The sequence below is a fragment of the Aestuariicoccus sp. MJ-SS9 genome (assembly GCF_032586235.1).
Taxonomy (GTDB): Bacteria; Pseudomonadota; Alphaproteobacteria; order Rhodobacterales; family Rhodobacteraceae; genus Aestuariicoccus.
Window position 1 is genome coordinate 61,329 of sequence record NZ_JAWHTD010000009.1, and the last position, 15,534, is coordinate 76,862.

The following is a 15,534-nucleotide window of genomic DNA, read 5'->3' on the forward strand; positions in this document are numbered from 1 at the left end:
TGGCCCCGCCATCTCTGGCGGGGTCTTTTTTTGTTGGCCATGCCGGAAAGCAAACGCCCCGCCAGAGGATGACGGGGCGTTCGTCGGCTTCTATGGAACCTCAGAAGAGGAAGCAGCTGTCCGACAGGTCGGACGCGTCCACTCCCAACAGCAGGATGCCCATCTCCGCCGGATGCGCGCCCCCAAGGTTGCCGTCGGTGTCGACGTAGAGAACGCTGTTGTCTCCGTCCTGCACGGCCCAGGCGTGATAGGCCTCGGCACCGGACGAGAACCCGTCGAGCCCGAGCCCGCGGAAATCGACCGTGTCGACGTTGGGGTCGAAATCGGTGATGGTTTCCCGCCGTCCCTCGTCGCATGGGCCGTGCCCTGGCACGTCCTGCGGCGAGGCAAAGACGAACGTGTCGGGCCCGCCACCGCCGGTCGAGGTGTCCATGCCGCGGCCACCCTCGATCGTGTCGGCGCCATTGCCGCCCTCGAGCGTATCCGGGCCGCCGCCGCCTTTCAGCAGGTCACGTCCGTTGCCGCCATAGAGCATGTCGGGTCCGCCCTGACCGTAAATCTCGTCAGAGCCATTGCCGCCATAGGCCGTGTCGGGGCCGCCCCCGGCATGGATCACGTCATTGCCGTTCAGCCCATGGATCTCCTGCGGGCCGCCGCCGGTGTCGATGGTGTCGGGCTGGTTCGTGCCCATCACGACCTCGGGTTCGTGATCGTGCCCGTCATCGCCGCCAGGCCCTTCGTCGTGGGACAGCGCCGCAGCAGAGGATGCCAGCGCCGGTTCGGGCGCCGCCGTCGGGGCGGGGATCTCGAACGCCCGGAAATTGTGGATGAACTCGATCACAGCCCGGCTGTCGTCCGCCGCGGCGGCAAAGTCGTTCACACCGGAATCGGTCGCCCCGGCATAGTCGAATTCGTCGTCACTCGGGTCCGTGTTCCCCTGATCGTTGAGCAGAAGGTACTCGTCCGCCCAGTCCACACCGCCGAACACCGCATCGTAGACCGTGCCCTGCACGTTGTAGGGATCGCCGTTCTCGTCGTACTCGATCCACTGCAGCCAGGTGTCGCCGTAAGTCGCCGCGCGGTCGTAATCGTAAAGCTCGCCGCCCGCGTCGCTGAAGTCGAAATAGGTGACGGCGAGCGTCGCGCCCGATCCGGTGACCTTGTTCACCCCCAGCGTGGTGTTTTCGTAAAGCATGGCGTCTAGGGTGATCTTGCCCTCCTTGGACCAGGCCGCGCCCAGCAGCGCCGAGGGGTCCCAGACCGGATCGGTGTAGCCGTCGGTGGCGACCGGATCGCCAAGCAGCTCGATGAACACCGGATCCCAGTGATCGGTCACGTCGGGCCAGGCTCCGGGCGAGCCGTCCGCGTTCGTCATCAGGAACTGAAAGAGCGCGAGGTTCTCCAGCGGCGCGTCGATCGTGAGGAAGGTCGCACCCCCATCGGTGCTGTACATGATCCGCCCCGCCGGATCGGTATCGATCTCATCGGCGGTCATGATCTTTTCCAGCGCCGCGGCCAGCGCCTTTTCCTGCACCTTGGCCGGCGCACGGGCGACGTTGGCGCGCTCCAGCTCGACTTCCTGCACATAAGGCAAAAGCTCGAGCGGGATCTCGTAATCGCCTTCCGCGTCAGCCTCGAAATAGATCGGAAAAAGCCCGTCAGGGCCCCCCAGAACCATCGTCGAATCATAGCCGACCGGGATCAGCTGTCCGTTGCCATCCAGCACGGGCTCCCCGTTCCCGCCGCCATCGGTCGGGTCGAGATCGCGGTAGAGCACAAGCTGATCGCCGAAGAGATCGCCCTTTTTGCTGCCCGCGCCGTCAGGTTTTCCGCCGCCGCCGCGACCGGGGTTCAGCCCGGGATTACCGCCGGTCCAGTCCGGCGAGCCGTTTTCATGGGGCATTGTCTCCCCTCCTTTGACAGTCAATCCTACAGACCGTGGCTCTACTGCCGCCAAGGTCAGCGAAATTGACAAAAAATCAAAGAAATCGACCTGCCTGCGGGGGCTCGGCCCATTTGCGCCGATGCGCCGCGCTGACGGATCTGCGCAGGGATGAACGGCCGCTCCGGTGGGTCACTTCAAGACAGAGCCGGGAAAGCCGCCGCGACTCGGGCGCAGGCACCTTGGGGATTTTTCGACGAAAGACCCTCAGTGCGCGTGCGGGTTCCCGCCGCGCGCCAGCGCAAGGTGATGCGTCTGGTGGTGCATCCCTACCGTCATGATCCCGATGAACCCGAGACCCCGGATCCGGGCGGGATCGCCCCCCTGCACCGTCAGCGCCGCGCCGCCGTCGATGTCCCCGGCCGTCATCCGCCAGCCCTCGACCCCGTCGACGGTGGCGGCATGAGCGGGGATCATCCGCCGGATCGAGGCCATGACGCCCGGCACGTCCGAGGTGACCTCGAAACGCGCTCCGCCCTCGATATCCTCCGCCCGAACTTTGGCGCGCAGGGTGACGTTGTCCATGTCGATCAGATGCTGGCGCAGCGCCTCGATATCGACTTGCGTCCAGTCGGTGCCGGAATCGGCCATCAGCGCCGCCACCACCTCCTGGATTGCCGCAAAGGCCGCCTGCCCGCCCTCGCTGAGCGGCGCGGGGGCCGGCGCGGGCGTCACGCCATGGCTGCCATGATCCATGTGGCTATGATCCGCGCCGTGCGTCCCGCTCTGCGCGCCAACTACGACCGGCATAAGGATAAGCGCCGCGGGCAAGAGATATCGTTTCATGAACCGTTCCACCTTTCGTTGTACGGCCTCTTGTGGCAGGCCACGCGTCCGATAGAAATGATCTCAATCATATAGCCGCCCCGCCAATGCCGCCGCGACCAGCGCCTGCCCGTGGGGTGGCGCCGCAACATCCAGTCTATGCGCTTAATCCCCGCCAAGTCATTGCACCGAACGAACGATGCGCCCACATCGGCCAAAGCGCCAGCCCGCCGGGACGGGCAGGCGCTGGTCGCGGCGGCCTTCGGCCTTGATTCCGCGACAGCGGGACAGAGAACATCGGTCGGCATTAGCGCCTGCCCGTGGGGTGCGCTGCAGCTACGCGCGCTTGATCCCCGCCAGGTCATTGCCTCGAATGAGCGATGCGCCAACCTCCTCAAAGCGGCAGCCTGCGGCCTTGAGTCCGCGACATGACCGTACGGCGGACGGTCGCTAAAGCCGCCGCAACAGCGCCGGCGACGGATCGCCCGTCACCTCCAGCCCGAACCGCGCCTGATAGGCGCTGATCGCCTCGCGCGTCTTGGTTCCGATCACGCCATCCGCCCCGCCGGTGTCGTAACCCCGTGCCGTCAGCCGCTTTTGCAGCGCGATGCGGTCGTCCTTGGTCAGCCCGTATTCGTCCGGCGGAAACGTGCCGCGCAGCGGCCCCGCCCCGCCGATCCGATCGGCCAGATGGCCCACCCCGATCGCATAGGCATCCGAATTGTTGTAGCGCTTGATGGCGCGGAAATTGCCCGTCACGGCGAATTGCGGCCCGCCCGCCTGCGGCTGGATCACGCTGCCCTGCGGTGCGCCGTTGCCGACCTCTCCGCCCCAGCGCAGCCCGCGCGACCAGCCGTTGCGCGCCAGATACGCGGCGGTCGAGGCCAGCGCGTCGGTCGGATCCTCCGACCAGATGTCACGCCGCCCGTCACCGGTGAAATCCACCGCAAAGGCCTGATAAGACGTGGGAATAAACTGAGTATGCCCCATCGCCCCGGCCCAGCTGCCCACCAGCCGCGAGGCGCTCACATCGCCGTTCTGCAAAATCTTCAGCGCCGCCACGAGCTGCTTTTCAAAGAACGCCCCGCGCCGCCCGTCATAGGCCAGGGTCGAAGTCGCCGACACCACCGGCACCTCGCCGCGCCGCTCGCCGTAAAAGCTTTCGAGCCCCCAGATCGCGGCGATGATGCGGGCGTCGACGCCGTAGCGCTGCTCCAGCGCGGCCAGCGTGGCGCGGTGACGGGCATAGGCCGCGCGGCCCTTGCTGATCCGCTCGTCCGAGGCGGCGATCGAGAGATAATCCTCGAGGCTGCGCTTGACCTCTGTCTGGTTGCGGTCGCGGGTGATCACGCCGGGCAAAAAGCCGGTGCCGCGAAAGCCCAGCGCCAGCGCTCCGTCGCTGAGGCCATAGCCACCGGCGCGGCTGCGGAAATCGGCGACCCAGGCGGCGTAGCCGGGGTTCGGCGCGGGCCGCAGATCGGGCGGCAGCCCGCCCGGCTCTGGCGAAGGCACCGGTGCGCCGCCGCCGCAGGCGGCCAGCCCCAGCGCCGCGACCCCCAGCCCGAAATGCCGTCTCGTGATACCCATGACCCTGCCCGCCTCTGTTTCTCCGCCGCGCGCGGCGCCTTGATCCGCGCTCCGAACGGCCCACCTTTTGACCCAAGTCTGCCAGAACTCCGGCCCCGCTCCAAGCGTTGCCGGACCGGACCGGCAAAGCCCCGCGCGCCGGCCCGTCCCTGGCCATTGCAACGACCGGGTGGCCCCCGCCATGACACGACGCACCGCGCTGAAATGCCTGCATTGGGCCGTGCTGCCCCTGACGCTGTGGTTCGTGCTGGTCCAGCCCCGCGACGTGGCGCTCATCGGATCCTGGGCGGTGCAGCTGCATTCGGTGCTGGGGCTGATCTTCGTCACGCTGGCGCTGATCTGGTGGGCCGATTACCTGCGCCGCGGCCTGGCCAGCCGCCCCGGGCCCAAGCTGGGCCCGCGCGCCCGGGTCGTGCACCAGGCGCTGCACAAGACGCTTGTCTGGGGGCTCTTCGGCGTGGCGCTGAGCGGCTTTCTGCTGGGCGTGACCGCCTCGCGCCAGCTTTGGGCCGGGGGGATCGTGCCCATCGGCATGCCGCTGAGCCTGCCGCGCGCCAACGACTGGGTCGGGCGCGTTCACGCGGCCGAGTTCTATATCCTCGCCGCCATCGTCGCCTTTCACGCCGGGTTTCACATCTGGCGGCACGTCCGGCTGCGCGACAACGCGCTGCGCATCATGCTGCCGCGTTTTTTCTATCGATTTCTCTGACCCTTAATGGCTTGACCCTGCGGCCCGCAGAGGATCATCTGCGCCCGAACCGAACCGGAGACGACATGGACCTGCGCGCAATTCTCATGGGGCTGGCCTTTGCGGTGATGTGGTCCTCGGCCTTTACCTCGGCGCGGGTCATCGTGGCCGCCGCCCCGCCGCTGAGCGCGCTGGCGCTGCGGTTCCTGATATCGGGCCTGCTGGCGGTGCTGATCGCCTGCGCCATGGGGCAAAGCTGGCGGCTGACGCGGGCGCAATGGCGGGCGACGTTCCTGTTCGGCATCTGCCAGAACACGCTTTATCTGGGGCTGAACTTCGTCGCGATGCAGACGGTGCAGGCGTCGCTGGCGGCGATCATCGCCTCGTCGCTGCCGCTCTGGGTGGCGCTGGCGCAATGGCGGCTTTACGGCGCGCGCATCCGGCCTCTGGGCATCGCCGGGCTGGTGGCGGGGATCGCCGGGGTAACGCTGATCATGGGCGCGCGGCTGTCGGGGGGCGTGGATCTGTTCGGCGTCGGGCTTTGCATCGCCGGGGTGGCGGCGCTGACGGTGGCCACGCTGACGCTGAGCGGGGCGACCTCGGGCGGGAATTTTCTGATGATCGTCGGCTTGCAGATGCTGGTGGGCAGCGCCGGGCTGGCGATCCCGGCTGCGGCGTTCGAGACCATATCCATCGACTGGTCCTGGCCGCTGATCGTGGCCTTCGTCTATACCACGCTGGTGCCCGGGCTGGCGGCGACGCTGGTGTGGTTCCTGCTGGTCCACCGCATCGGCGCGGTGCGCGCGGCCACCTTCCACTTTCTCAACCCGTTTCTGGGCGTCGCCATCGCCGCGCTGATCCTGAGCGAACGGCTCGGCCCGCTGGACATCGTGGGCGTGGCGGTGATCACCTTCGGCATCCTGGCCGTGCAGCTCGCCAAATCTGCCGACGCCTGATCGGGCAGAGGCGGGTGGCGGTGAAGTTCCGATGAGGGCCGGTCCGGCCCGAAGCTCAGGCCGGGCCGATCGCACCCCGATTGGCGCCGACATGGCCGCGGTGCAGCAACAGATGGTCGAGCACGACGCAGGCCATCATCGCCTCGCCCACCGGCACGGCGCGGATGCCGACGCAAGGGTCGTGGCGGCCCTTGGTGACGATCTCGGTCTCGTCGCCGGATTTGGTGATCGTACGGCGCGGGGTCAGGATCGACGAGGTCGGTTTCACCGCGAAACGCACCACCAGATCCTGCCCGGTGGTGATCCCGCCCAGCACGCCGCCGGCGTGGTTGGAATTGTAGACCGGCCCGTCGGGGCCCATGGCGATCTCGTCGGCATTGGCAGCACCGGTCAGCGCCGCGGCCGCCATGCCCTCGCCGATCTCGACGCCCTTGACGGCATTGATCGACATCATCGCGGCGGCGAGATCGGTGTCGATCTTGCCGTAAACCGGCGCGCCGAGCCCCGCGGGCACACCGCGCGCCGTCACCTCGATCACCGCGCCGACGCTGTCGCCGGACTTGCGCAGATTGTCGAGGTACTCCGCCCAATCCGCCGCCGCATCAGGGTCGGGGCACCAGAAGGGGTTGCGGGCGATCTCGTCCCAGTCGAAGCGGTTCCGGTCGATGCCGCGCGGGCCCATCTGCACCATATAGCCGGTGATCCGGATCCCCGGGGCGAGCATCGCCAGCGCGGCGCGCGCGAGGCCCCCCGCCGCGACCCGCGCGGCGGTTTCGCGCGCCGAGGACCGCCCGCCACCGCGATAGTCGCGGATGCCGTATTTCTGCCAATAGGTGATGTCGGCGTGACCCGGGCGGAATTTCTCGGCGATGTCGCCGTAATCCTTGCTGCGCTGGTCGGTGTTCTCGATCATCAGCTGCACCGGCGTGCCGGTGGTCTGGCCCTCGAAGACGCCCGAGAGGATGCGCACCTGGTCCGGTTCGCGCCGCTGGGTGGTGTATTTGTTCTGCCCCGGCTTGCGCTTGTCCATCCAGACCTGCAGCCCGGCCTCGTCCACCGGAACGCCCGGCGGCACGCCGTCGACCGTCGCGCCAAGCGCGGGGCCGTGGCTTTCGCCCCAGGTGGTGACGCGGAAGATATGTCCGAATGTGTTCAGGCTCATGGGCGCAACTCCTTTGCGCGTGTGGTAGGCCAGAGGGGTCCCGGTCTCAAGCGGTTTCGCATCTGGCTAGCGGCGGAGCGAGGGGCCAGCCCCTCGCGCTCCCCGGGATATTTATGACCAGATGAAGGGGTGAGGATTGCGCTTGCATGGGGGCGGCTTGCGCACTAGGTCTTTGCATACCTCGGGGTGCCTTTGGGCTGAGATGCGTTATGCGAACCCGTTGAACCTGAACCGGTTAACACCGGCGGAGGGAAGGTGCGGAATGCCTCCGATCTTGCCCATCCGTCGCAAAATTGGAGGATGCTTGATGAAAGCCCTGACGATTGCCGCGGCCATGATGACTGCCAGCGCGGCGCTGGCGCAGACGCCCGTATTGACGGTCTACGCGCCCGATTACTTTACCTCGGAATGGGGCCCCGGCCCGAAGATCGAAGAGCTGTTTGAGGCGCGCTGCGGCTGCGATCTGCAGTACAAGCCCGGCGACCTGCTGCCGCGCATCCTGCTGGAGGGAGAGCGGACCGAGGCGGATGTGGTGATCGGGCTGAACACCGACGTCACCAGGAAGGCGCGCGAGAGCGGGCTTTTCGCAGCGCACGGGGTCGATACGGGCGCGCTGACACTGCCCATCGACTGGACCGACGACGTCTTTCTGCCGTTCAACTACGGTCACACGGCATTCGTCTACGACACCACGCGGCTGAAAGAGGCGCCCGCGAGTTTCGAGGCGCTGCTGGAGGCGCCGGACGATCTGAAGATCGTGATCCAGGATCCGCGCAGCTCGATCTCGGGGCTGGCGCTGGTGCTGTGGGTGCAGGCGGTCTATGGCGAGGGCGCGGAAGCGGCCTGGGCCAGGCTGGCGCCGAAGATCCTGACGGTGACCAAGGGCTGGTCGGAAAGCTATGGCCTCTTTACCGATGGCGAGGCGGACATGGTGCTGAGCTACACCACGTCGCCCGCCTATCACATCATCGCCGAGGAGGACTTGACCAAGAAGGCGGCGATCTTCCCCGAGGGGCATTACTTTATGGTCGAGCTGGCCGCCAAGGTGGCCGGCACGGACCAGCCCGAGCTGGCGGACCAGTTCATGGAGTTCGTCCTGAGCGAGGATTTCCAGGGCATGATCGCCACCGGCAACTGGTCGATCCCGGCGGCCCTGCCGCAGGACAAGTGGCCCGAGGGGTTCCAGCAGCTCGACCTGCCGGAAAAGGTGCTCTTTTATTCCGAGGATGAGGCGGCGGCCCTGCGGGATCAGGCGATCGAGGCATGGCGCTCCGGCCTGTCGCAATAATCGCCGCGCTGGCGGTGGCGGGGCTTACGCTGGGCCCTGTCGCCGCGGTGCTGGTCTTTGCCGGGGGCGGCGCGGGCCTGGGGCCGGGCTTTGGCCAGGCGCTGCGGTTCACGCTGGTGCAGGCGACGCTGTCGGCGGCGCTGTCGGTGCTGTTTGCGATCCCGGTGGCGCGGGCGCTGGCGCGGCGGCGCTTTGCGGGCCGGGGCCTGCTGATCGCGCTGTTGGGCGCGCCGTTCATCCTGCCGGTGATCGTGGCGGTGCTGGGGCTGATCGCGGTCTTCGGCCAGCAGGGGCTGGTCAACGACGCGCTGCGCGCCCTTGGCCTGCCGGGGTTCAGCATCTACGGCCTGCATGGCGTCGTGCTGGCGCATGTGTTCTTCAACCTGCCGCTGGCGACGCGGCTGATCCTGCAGGGCTGGCTGGCGATCCCGGCAGAGCGGCTGCGGCTGGCGGCGTCGCTGGGGCTGAGCCCGGGCGCGATGGTCCGCACCATCGAGGCGCCGATGCTGGCGCGGATCGCGCCGGGGGCCTTTGCCGTGATCTTCGTCATCTGCCTGTCGAGCTTTGCCGTCGCGCTGACGCTGGGCGGCGGGCCGCGCGCCACGACGATCGAGCTGGCGATCTATCAGGCGGTGCGGTTCGACTTTGACCTGGGCCGCGCGGCGGTGCTGTCGGTGGTGCAGCTTGGGCTGGCCTTGGCCGCGGGGCTGGTGGCGCTGCAGCTGTCGCGGGGCGAAGGCTTTGGCATTGGGCTCGACCGGGTGGTGACGCGCTGGGACGGCGCCGGGGCGGCGGCGCGCATTTCGGACGGGGTCTGGATCGTCTTGGCGGCGCTTTTCCTGCTGGCGCCACTGGCCAGCGTCGTGGTCCGGGGCCTGCCCGGCCTGCCGCTGATGCCGGTCGAGGTCTGGCGCGCGGCGACGCATTCGGTGACGGTGGCGCTGGGGTCGACCGTCCTTTGCCTGATCTGGGCGCTGCCGCTGGCGACGCGAGCGGGCGAGGTGGTCGGCCTGGCGGGCATCGCGCTGTCGCCGCTGGTGCTGGGCACCGGGCTCTTCGTGATCGTGCGACCGTTTGCCAACCCGTTCGACCTGGCGCTGGTGGTCACCGCGCTGGTCAACGCGCTGGTCGCGCTGCCCTTTGCGCTGCGCATCCTGCGCCCCGAGGCCGAGGCGGTGCGCGCCGATTTCGCGCGGCTGAGCCACGCACTGGGGCTGACGCCCTGGGCCTGGACGCGGCTGGTGTTCCTGCCGCGCCTGCGCCGCCCGCTGGGCTTTGCCGCCGGGCTGACGGCGGCGTTGTCGATGGGCGATCTGGGGGTGATCGCGCTTTTCGCCGATCCCGACCGGACGACGCTGCCGCTGGCGGTCTACCGGCTGATGGGGTCCTACCGGATGGAGGCGGCGGCGGGCGCGGCGCTGTTGTTGCTGGCGCTGAGCCTGGCGCTGTTCTGGCTGTTCGATCGCGGGGGGCGGGTGAATGCTGAGGCTTGAGAACGTTCGCATCGAAACCGGGGATTTCACCCTGACTGCCGATCTCGAGCTGCCGCCCGCCGCTCGGGTGGCGGTGATCGGGCCGTCGGGGGCGGGCAAGTCGACGCTGCTCGATACCATAGCGGGCTTTCTGCGGCCAAAGGCGGGGCGGATCCTCTGGCAGGGGCGCGACATCACGGGGCTGCCGCCCGACCAGCGCCCGGTGGGGATGCTGTTTCAGGAGAACAACCTCTTTCCGCATCTCGACCTGATGCGGAACCTCGGGCTGGCGGTGCGGCCCGACGGGCGCGCGCCGGACGCCGAGGGGCGCAAGCGGATCGGCGCGGCGCTGGCGCGGGTCGGGCTGGACGCGATGGAGCGGCGCAAACCGGGCGCGCTGTCGGGCGGCCAGCAAAGCCGCGCGGCGCTGGCGCGGGTGCTGTTGCAGGCGCGGCCCATCATGGCGCTGGACGAGCCCTTCGCGGCGCTGGGTCCGGCGCTGAAAGCCGAGATGCTGGCGCTGGTGCGCGAGGTGGCCGAAGAGATCGGCGCGCTGGTGCTGATGGTCAGCCACGACCCCGAGGACGCGCGGCGCTTTGCCGATCTGACGGTGCTGGTGGCCGATTTCGTGGCGCATCCGGCGGTGGCCACGGCCGAGCTTTTCCGCAATCCACCCGAGGCATTGCGCGCCTATCTGGGCGAGTGACAGCGCAACGCGCGCAAGGGCGGGAGCTTGCGCGCGGCGGTCTTGGGGCCAAGGCCTCAGCGGTTCCAGGCGATCCGGAACCCCTGATGCCGCATACATCCGGCGCGATAGCCCTGGCGCCATTTGCCGCTGCGGCCCCGGAAGCCGGTTTCGCAAACGGCGGGCAGATAGCGCACATCGGCGCGTTTCTTCAGGCAGCGTTTGCCAAAGACACGGCGGGGATGGCCGTGGTGGCCGCGCAGCTCGCGCAGGCAGCTTGCGGGCAAGGCGCGGCGGTGGTCGCGAAAGCGCTCGCCGTCATGGGGCTGGCGCGCGCGGTTCGTGTCTCGGTGACCGTCCCGGCCCCACGGGGTGCGCGCATGGTACTGATCCCAGTGCCGGATCCCGCGCTCGGGCGTGCGCACACGGTCGCGTTGTCTGTCGCGCGTGATGCGATCCCTATCGCGGTCGTGCCCCCTCTCGCCAGAGACGCGGCCCGTATCGCGGTTGCGGTCGTAGTACCTGTCGTCATGGATCCGCGAATGTACGGGACGGGTGTGAGTTCGTCCGTCTTCAGCACGTTGGGCGGTGTTGCCCAGAATGTAGAGCGTGGCGGCGGTGCCGAGGATGCGGGCGATGTCCTCTGCCTCGGACGCGCGGGCGGGGATGACCGAAAGGCCGGTGATGGTGACCGACACGGCCAGAACGGTGGCGATGAATTTGCGGGACATGGGGTCCTCCTGTGGCTGGATGTTTTCAGGCGGGACAGGCCGCGCCATGGATCGAGGCTGGGTCCGGGCGGCGGGGTCAGGCAATATCGCCCCCCTGCTATCGAATAGCCGCAGCGCGGTTATTGAATTTCCGCCCGCTTGCGCGCAGGGTTCGGGGCATGAAACATCTTCTTCTTCCCCTGGTCCTGCTGGCCCTGCCCGCCACGGCGCAGGCCGCCTGCTTTGCAGGCTACAAGGCCAAGCAGGACAACCCCCTGCGGCTGCATTACGGCGTGATGCAGATCGACGCCTGCGATCCGCAGGAGGCCGAGCGCGAGGTGTCCGAGCGTCTGCAAGGCAGCGGCTGGACCTTGCTCAATGTGGTTCAGGTCAGCGCCGAGGCGCCGACCGATCAGCAAAAGGCGAATGCCGGTGACTACTTCCTCCGTTACTGACAGCCGCCGTTCAGGCGCGCGGATCGTGGCGATGGGGATCGCGGCCATCGTCGCCATCCTGGCGGGCGCGGGCGCGGTGCTGCTGCTGACGCTGCCCGATGCGAACGCCTTCGACGCGCGGGTCGAGCGGATTTTCGTCGAGAACGACGACCTGACCGCGCAGGCCGAGATCAAGCTGCTGGAGATCCTGGCGCAATCGGGCACCGCCTTTGCCGATGTGCTGGAAAGCTACCGGATGGTGATCTTCATCCTGCTGGTCTTTGCCGCAGCACTTCTGGTGGCGGCGCTGGTGTTCCTGGTGATGCTGGTGACGCTGAACCGGCGCATGGCGCAGATCGAGAGGGCCGGGATCCAGGTCAGCTCGCTGATCATCAGCCGTGAGGAGAACACGGTCTATCTGAATACCATGGGCTTCAAACTGTCGGGCGCGATGATGGAGACGCTGGCGGTGCTGGCGGAGGCGCGGATGGACGACGAGATGCTGACCGGCGCGCAGATCGAGGCGGTGATCTCGGGCCGGGCGGAGGCCGATTGCGACGAGGCGGCGGGGGCCACAAGGATCAAGCGGCTGCGCGACGGGCTGGGCAACCAGCTGGTGAGTGAGCTCTTGGTCAAGAACATCACCCGGCGCGGATACGTGCTGGCGATCGACAAGGATGTGATCGAGGTGGTTTAGGTCAGCAAAGCTGTCCCAATGTTTCGCACGCGAAACAGTGGGACAGTGGGCCTGACGTATAAGTTATTGATTTACTTATGAATATTCAGAAAAAGCCAAGACGCCGCGCGCAGGGCCGGTGCGCCATGAAGGCGCACCCTACGGTGTCGCGCGCATCGGCGTAGGGTGCGCATTTACTGCGCACCGCCCCTCAGTGCGACCGTTTCAACTCTGCCTGCGCGTCGATCGCCTCGGCGAAGCGCCGGGCGGTCCAGTCTTCGGCCAGCGCCTGGCGCATGACGTCCTGCTGGCTGGGCGGGGCCATGCCCGACAGCGGGCTTTCCAGATCGAGGTTCGCCGGAAACGGATAGCCCTCGGCCGTGGCGGCGACGATGTTGTCCAGCGCCCGGGCGCTCACCCGCTCCTTCAGCGCCAGCAGCGCCGGGTAGACCGCCTTGGACAGGCGGATCCGGTCGACGATCTCGATCGAGCGGCCAAAGGCCGACCCGATCTGCATCAGGTTGGCAAAGCGCTGGATGTCCGTCGTCCGGTTCTCGCCCGCCGCGTGGAACGTGGCGGGGTTGAAAAACAAAAGGTCGCCCTTCTGCAAGGGCAGCTGCACATAATTTTCCTCGAAAAGCGCCCGGAACTCGGGCCGGTGGATGGCGATATAACCCGGCAGGTAGCTTTGCGAATAGGGCAGGAGCTTGGTCGGCCCAGAGGCCAGCGGCATGTCGCAATGCGCCACCGCCCCCTGCAGGGTCAGCTGCGCCGACAGCGCGTGCTGGGTCGCCGGGTAGCCGCGCAGCGTCTCCACCGTCTGGAACCCCATGTGGTAGTCGCGATGCGCCGTCTGCGCCTTGCCGCCGGGGCGCACCACATTGGCCTGGGTGGTGATCTGGTAGCCCGACCCGAGCCAGGCCTCGCTGGCCCGGCGCACGCATTCGTTGGCGTTGTAGCGCGCAAAGAGCTCGGGCGCGGCGATCCCCAGCTTCTCATGCGCGTTCCAGATCCGCGAATTGGCCCCGGCGGCGGCGAAGTGATCGCCCGACCCCGCGCCCGTGGCCTCTTCCTCGGCGATGATCGCATTCAGCGCCTCTGTCACCGCGTCGATCAGCGCCATATCGGTATAACCCTGCCGGATCGCGATGATCCCCGCGCCGGTGGCGAAGACCCGGTTCCATTCTGCCATGACCGCCCGCCACTGCGCCTCGTCCCCCCGCTCCAGCGCAGGGCCGTCATAGACGGGGATGTTGCTGACGATCTCGGTCGCGAAAGGGTGGTCGGCGGCGGCGGTGGTCTGCGCCACGTGGTCGGCGAAGGCGGCGATGTCGCAATCGGCCTCGGACAGCCAGACCGGCGCTGCGGTTCCCTGATCGAGCATGGTTGATCCTCCCATCAATGCTTGGCGCCCAGCCTAGCGCGGTCTAGGCTGCGCGGCGTCACGCAAATCCATCAAAAAACCATCAAGAACGGGCGGAGAGATGGCGCACAGGTTTCTGGTCAAGGACATCGCCCTGCAGGCGGGCGTGGGCACGGCGACGGTGGACCGGGTGCTGAACGGCCGCGGCGGGGTGCGTGCCCAGACCGCCGACCGGGTGCGCCACGCCATTGCCGAGCTGGAAAGCCAGTCGGCGCAGCTGGCGCTGAGCGGGCGCAAGATGTTCATCGATCTGCTGGTCGAGGCCCCGCAGACCTTCATCGACGCGCTGGACGTGGCGCTGCGCGAAGAACTGCCGCTGATGCAGCCCGCCGTCATCCGCGCGCGGCGCGACATGCGGGTGCGCTTTGCGGTGAGCGACATGCTGGCGGGGATGGAAAGGGTGAGGCGGCGCGGCTCGCACGGGGTGATCGTCATGGGGCCCGAGGCCGCGCGGCTGAAGGACGGGATCGACCGGCTCGAGGCGGCGGGCATCCCGGTGGTCACGCTGGCCAGCGACATGGAAGGCACCCGGCGCAGGGGCTATGTCGGGCTCGACAATGCGCGGGCGGGCGCGGTGGCGGCCTGGCTGATGGCGCGCTGGCTGCCCGATCTGGCCGCGCCGCGGGTGCTGGTGACGCTGCGCAACGACCGCTTTCGCGGCGAGGAAGAACGCGCGCAGGGCTTCCGGGCCGAGCTGGCGCGGCTCTGTCCGGCGGCGCGGATCGAGACGCTGGCCGAGGGCGTGGCGCCCGGCTTTGCCGCCGAGGTGGCCGCGCGCGCGCCCGAGGCGCTTTATTCCGTCGGCGGCGGCAACCGGCGGCTGGTGCGCGAGATGGAAGCGCGCGGACACCGGCCCCGGGTGATCGTGGCGCATGACCTGGACCCCGACAACCGGGCGCTGCTGGCCGAGGGGCGGATCGACGTGCTGCTCTACCACGACCTGCGCGAGGATATCCGCAACGCCTGCCGCATCTTCACCGCCCTGCGCCTGCGCCAGCCCCCGCCTGCCCCAGCCGAAGGTGCCGCGCTGCGGATGCTGGTGCCCCCTGTGGTCCGGTAGACCGGTGGCGGCGCGAGGGCTTCGGCGGGGGCGTTTCCCCTGCATGAGAAAGTCACTCGACGCATATGCGATCGGGGGGTGGTTCACCTTATTGCCAGGGGGCGCGCCGGGGCCACCCACCCTGCGCAGGGTAATGGAGGCCGGACGTCAGCCACTCACAGGCTTGCGCGCTCTTCGGCGGTGCGACCTTGCGCGGGATGCCCGGCTTGGCCGGCTCTTCGAGGGCTCGTGGAGGTCGGACGATGGCCGTCGCGGACCGGTCAACCGGTCGGGGGGGGTGGTCCAACCTGCGAGGAGGCTTGAAGGGCGTAGGAGGCGGTAAGAGCATGGCTCTCCCTTCGGTGGCGCGACCCTGCGCGGGATGTCCGGCTTGGCCGGCTCTTCGAGGGCTCGTAGAGGTCGGACGATGGCGGTTGCGGACCGGTCAACCGGTCGGGGGGCTTGGTCCAACCTGCGAGGGGGCTTGAAGGGCGTGGGAGGCGGTAAGAGCATGGCTCTCCCTTCGGCGGCGCGACCCTGCGCGGGATGCCCGGCTTGGCCGGCTCTTCGAGAGATCGTGGAGGTAGGACGATGGCGGTCGCGGACCGGTCAACCGGTCGGGGGGCTTGGTCCAACCTGCGAGGAGGCTTGAAGGGCGTGGGAGGCGGTAAGAGCATGGCTCTCCCTTCGGCGGCGTGACGTTGCGG

At 68.4% G+C, this 15,534-nt stretch carries 14 protein-coding genes and 1 riboswitch; of the genes, 8 read left to right on the forward strand and 6 right to left on the reverse strand.

Annotated features, from left to right (window positions below; translation table 11 throughout):
* Positions 1-100 precede the first annotated feature (100 nt).
* From RXV88_RS08925 to RXV88_RS08935, 3 genes are all read right to left on the reverse strand, one after another.
* On the reverse strand, positions 101-1,903 hold the full coding sequence (locus tag RXV88_RS08925; protein WP_316292105.1) for a calcium-binding protein: 1,803 nt from the start codon (positions 1,901-1,903) through the stop codon (positions 101-103).
* A 246-nt stretch (positions 1,904-2,149) separates the two neighbouring features.
* The gene (locus RXV88_RS08930; protein WP_316292107.1) at positions 2,150-2,728 is read right to left on the reverse strand and encodes a hypothetical protein; all 579 of its coding nucleotides are present in this window, start codon (positions 2,726-2,728) and stop codon (positions 2,150-2,152) included.
* Positions 2,729-3,157: 429 nt separating this feature from the next.
* Positions 3,158-4,294, reverse strand: a complete 1,137-nt coding sequence (locus tag RXV88_RS08935; RefSeq protein WP_316292108.1) for a lytic murein transglycosylase — start codon at positions 4,292-4,294, stop codon at positions 3,158-3,160.
* Between the two features lie 181 nt (positions 4,295-4,475).
* On the opposite strand from RXV88_RS08935, the gene RXV88_RS08940 reads away from it, so the two are divergent.
* Both RXV88_RS08940 and RXV88_RS08945 read left to right on the forward strand, forming a co-directional pair.
* The gene (locus tag RXV88_RS08940; protein ID WP_316292109.1) at positions 4,476-5,003 is read left to right on the forward strand and encodes a cytochrome b/b6 domain-containing protein; all 528 of its coding nucleotides are present in this window, start codon (positions 4,476-4,478) and stop codon (positions 5,001-5,003) included.
* Positions 5,004-5,068: 65 nt separating this feature from the next.
* A complete protein-coding gene (locus RXV88_RS08945) occupies positions 5,069-5,938 on the forward strand; it encodes a DMT family transporter (protein WP_316292111.1) in 870 nt (289 codons plus the stop codon).
* Between the two features lie 55 nt (positions 5,939-5,993).
* Here the strand turns inward: RXV88_RS08945 and aroC are convergent, their stop codons facing one another.
* A complete protein-coding gene (gene aroC, locus RXV88_RS08950) occupies positions 5,994-7,100 on the reverse strand; it encodes a chorismate synthase (protein WP_316292114.1) in 1,107 nt (368 codons plus the stop codon).
* A 172-nt stretch (positions 7,101-7,272) separates the two neighbouring features.
* Positions 7,273-7,370, forward strand: a riboswitch (TPP riboswitch).
* A gap of 37 nt (positions 7,371-7,407) precedes the next feature.
* Here aroC and RXV88_RS08955 point away from each other — a divergent pair.
* The 3 genes from RXV88_RS08955 to RXV88_RS08965 are packed head-to-tail and all read left to right on the forward strand — an operon-like array spanning position 7,408 to position 10,566.
* Positions 7,408-8,388, forward strand: coding sequence for a thiamine ABC transporter substrate binding subunit (locus tag RXV88_RS08955; RefSeq protein ID WP_316292115.1), 981 nt, complete (start codon positions 7,408-7,410; stop codon positions 8,386-8,388).
* Positions 8,364-9,881, forward strand: coding sequence for a thiamine/thiamine pyrophosphate ABC transporter permease ThiP (locus RXV88_RS08960; protein ID WP_316292116.1), 1,518 nt, complete (start codon positions 8,364-8,366; stop codon positions 9,879-9,881). The genes RXV88_RS08955 and RXV88_RS08960 overlap by 25 nt, the downstream gene beginning before the upstream one ends.
* A complete protein-coding gene (locus RXV88_RS08965) occupies positions 9,868-10,566 on the forward strand; it encodes an ATP-binding cassette domain-containing protein (RefSeq protein WP_316292117.1) in 699 nt (232 codons plus the stop codon). Before RXV88_RS08960 ends, RXV88_RS08965 begins: the two co-directional genes overlap by 14 nt.
* Before the next feature lie 56 nt (positions 10,567-10,622).
* Here RXV88_RS08965 and RXV88_RS08970 read toward each other — a convergent pair whose 3' ends face one another.
* Positions 10,623-11,276 carry a hypothetical protein gene (locus tag RXV88_RS08970; RefSeq protein ID WP_316292119.1) on the reverse strand — a complete coding sequence of 218 codons (654 nt, stop codon included), beginning with the start codon at positions 11,274-11,276 and terminating at the stop codon, positions 10,623-10,625.
* A gap of 158 nt (positions 11,277-11,434) precedes the next feature.
* Here RXV88_RS08970 and RXV88_RS08975 point away from each other — a divergent pair, with 158 nt between their 5' ends.
* Positions 11,435-11,710, forward strand: coding sequence for a hypothetical protein (locus RXV88_RS08975; RefSeq protein WP_316292121.1), 276 nt, complete (start codon positions 11,435-11,437; stop codon positions 11,708-11,710).
* Complete coding sequence (locus tag RXV88_RS08980; RefSeq protein WP_316292122.1) at positions 11,682-12,386, forward strand: hypothetical protein; 705 nt, start codon at positions 11,682-11,684, stop codon at positions 12,384-12,386. The genes RXV88_RS08975 and RXV88_RS08980 overlap by 29 nt, the downstream gene beginning before the upstream one ends.
* A 190-nt stretch (positions 12,387-12,576) precedes the next feature.
* On the opposite strand, the gene RXV88_RS08985 is transcribed toward RXV88_RS08980, so the two are convergent.
* Complete coding sequence (locus RXV88_RS08985; RefSeq protein WP_316292123.1) at positions 12,577-13,749, reverse strand: phytanoyl-CoA dioxygenase family protein; 1,173 nt, start codon at positions 13,747-13,749, stop codon at positions 12,577-12,579.
* 100 nt (positions 13,750-13,849) lie between these two features.
* Between RXV88_RS08985 and RXV88_RS08990 the strand changes: the two genes are divergently transcribed.
* The gene (locus tag RXV88_RS08990) at positions 13,850-14,848 is read left to right on the forward strand and encodes a LacI family DNA-binding transcriptional regulator (protein ID WP_316292124.1); all 999 of its coding nucleotides are present in this window, start codon (positions 13,850-13,852) and stop codon (positions 14,846-14,848) included.
* The last annotated feature ends 686 nt before the right edge of the window (positions 14,849-15,534 follow it).

Bases quoted from the DNA above. Each gene is read 5' to 3' on its own strand.
- RXV88_RS08935 (WP_316292108.1), bottom strand. From the start codon at position 4,294: ATGGGTATCACGAGACGGCATTTCGGGCTGGGGGTCGCGGCGCTGGGG.
- RXV88_RS08985 (WP_316292123.1), bottom strand. From the start codon at position 13,749: ATGCTCGATCAGGGAACCGCAGCGCCGGTCTGGCTGTCCGAGGCCGAT.
- RXV88_RS08980 (WP_316292122.1), top strand. From the start codon at position 11,682: ATGCCGGTGACTACTTCCTCCGTTACTGACAGCCGCCGTTCAGGCGCG.
- RXV88_RS08990 (WP_316292124.1), top strand. From the start codon at position 13,850: ATGGCGCACAGGTTTCTGGTCAAGGACATCGCCCTGCAGGCGGGCGTG.
- RXV88_RS08925 (WP_316292105.1), bottom strand. From the start codon at position 1,903: ATGCCCCATGAAAACGGCTCGCCGGACTGGACCGGCGGTAATCCCGGG.
- RXV88_RS08965 (WP_316292117.1), top strand. From the start codon at position 9,868: ATGCTGAGGCTTGAGAACGTTCGCATCGAAACCGGGGATTTCACCCTG.
- RXV88_RS08970 (WP_316292119.1), bottom strand. From the start codon at position 11,276: ATGTCCCGCAAATTCATCGCCACCGTTCTGGCCGTGTCGGTCACCATC.
- RXV88_RS08930 (WP_316292107.1), bottom strand. From the start codon at position 2,728: ATGAAACGATATCTCTTGCCCGCGGCGCTTATCCTTATGCCGGTCGTA.
- RXV88_RS08955 (WP_316292115.1), top strand. From the start codon at position 7,408: ATGAAAGCCCTGACGATTGCCGCGGCCATGATGACTGCCAGCGCGGCG.
- RXV88_RS08975 (WP_316292121.1), top strand. From the start codon at position 11,435: ATGAAACATCTTCTTCTTCCCCTGGTCCTGCTGGCCCTGCCCGCCACG.
- RXV88_RS08945 (WP_316292111.1), top strand. From the start codon at position 5,069: ATGGACCTGCGCGCAATTCTCATGGGGCTGGCCTTTGCGGTGATGTGG.
- RXV88_RS08960 (WP_316292116.1), top strand. From the start codon at position 8,364: ATGGCGCTCCGGCCTGTCGCAATAATCGCCGCGCTGGCGGTGGCGGGG.
- RXV88_RS08940 (WP_316292109.1), top strand. From the start codon at position 4,476: ATGACACGACGCACCGCGCTGAAATGCCTGCATTGGGCCGTGCTGCCC.
- aroC (WP_316292114.1), bottom strand. From the start codon at position 7,100: ATGAGCCTGAACACATTCGGACATATCTTCCGCGTCACCACCTGGGGC.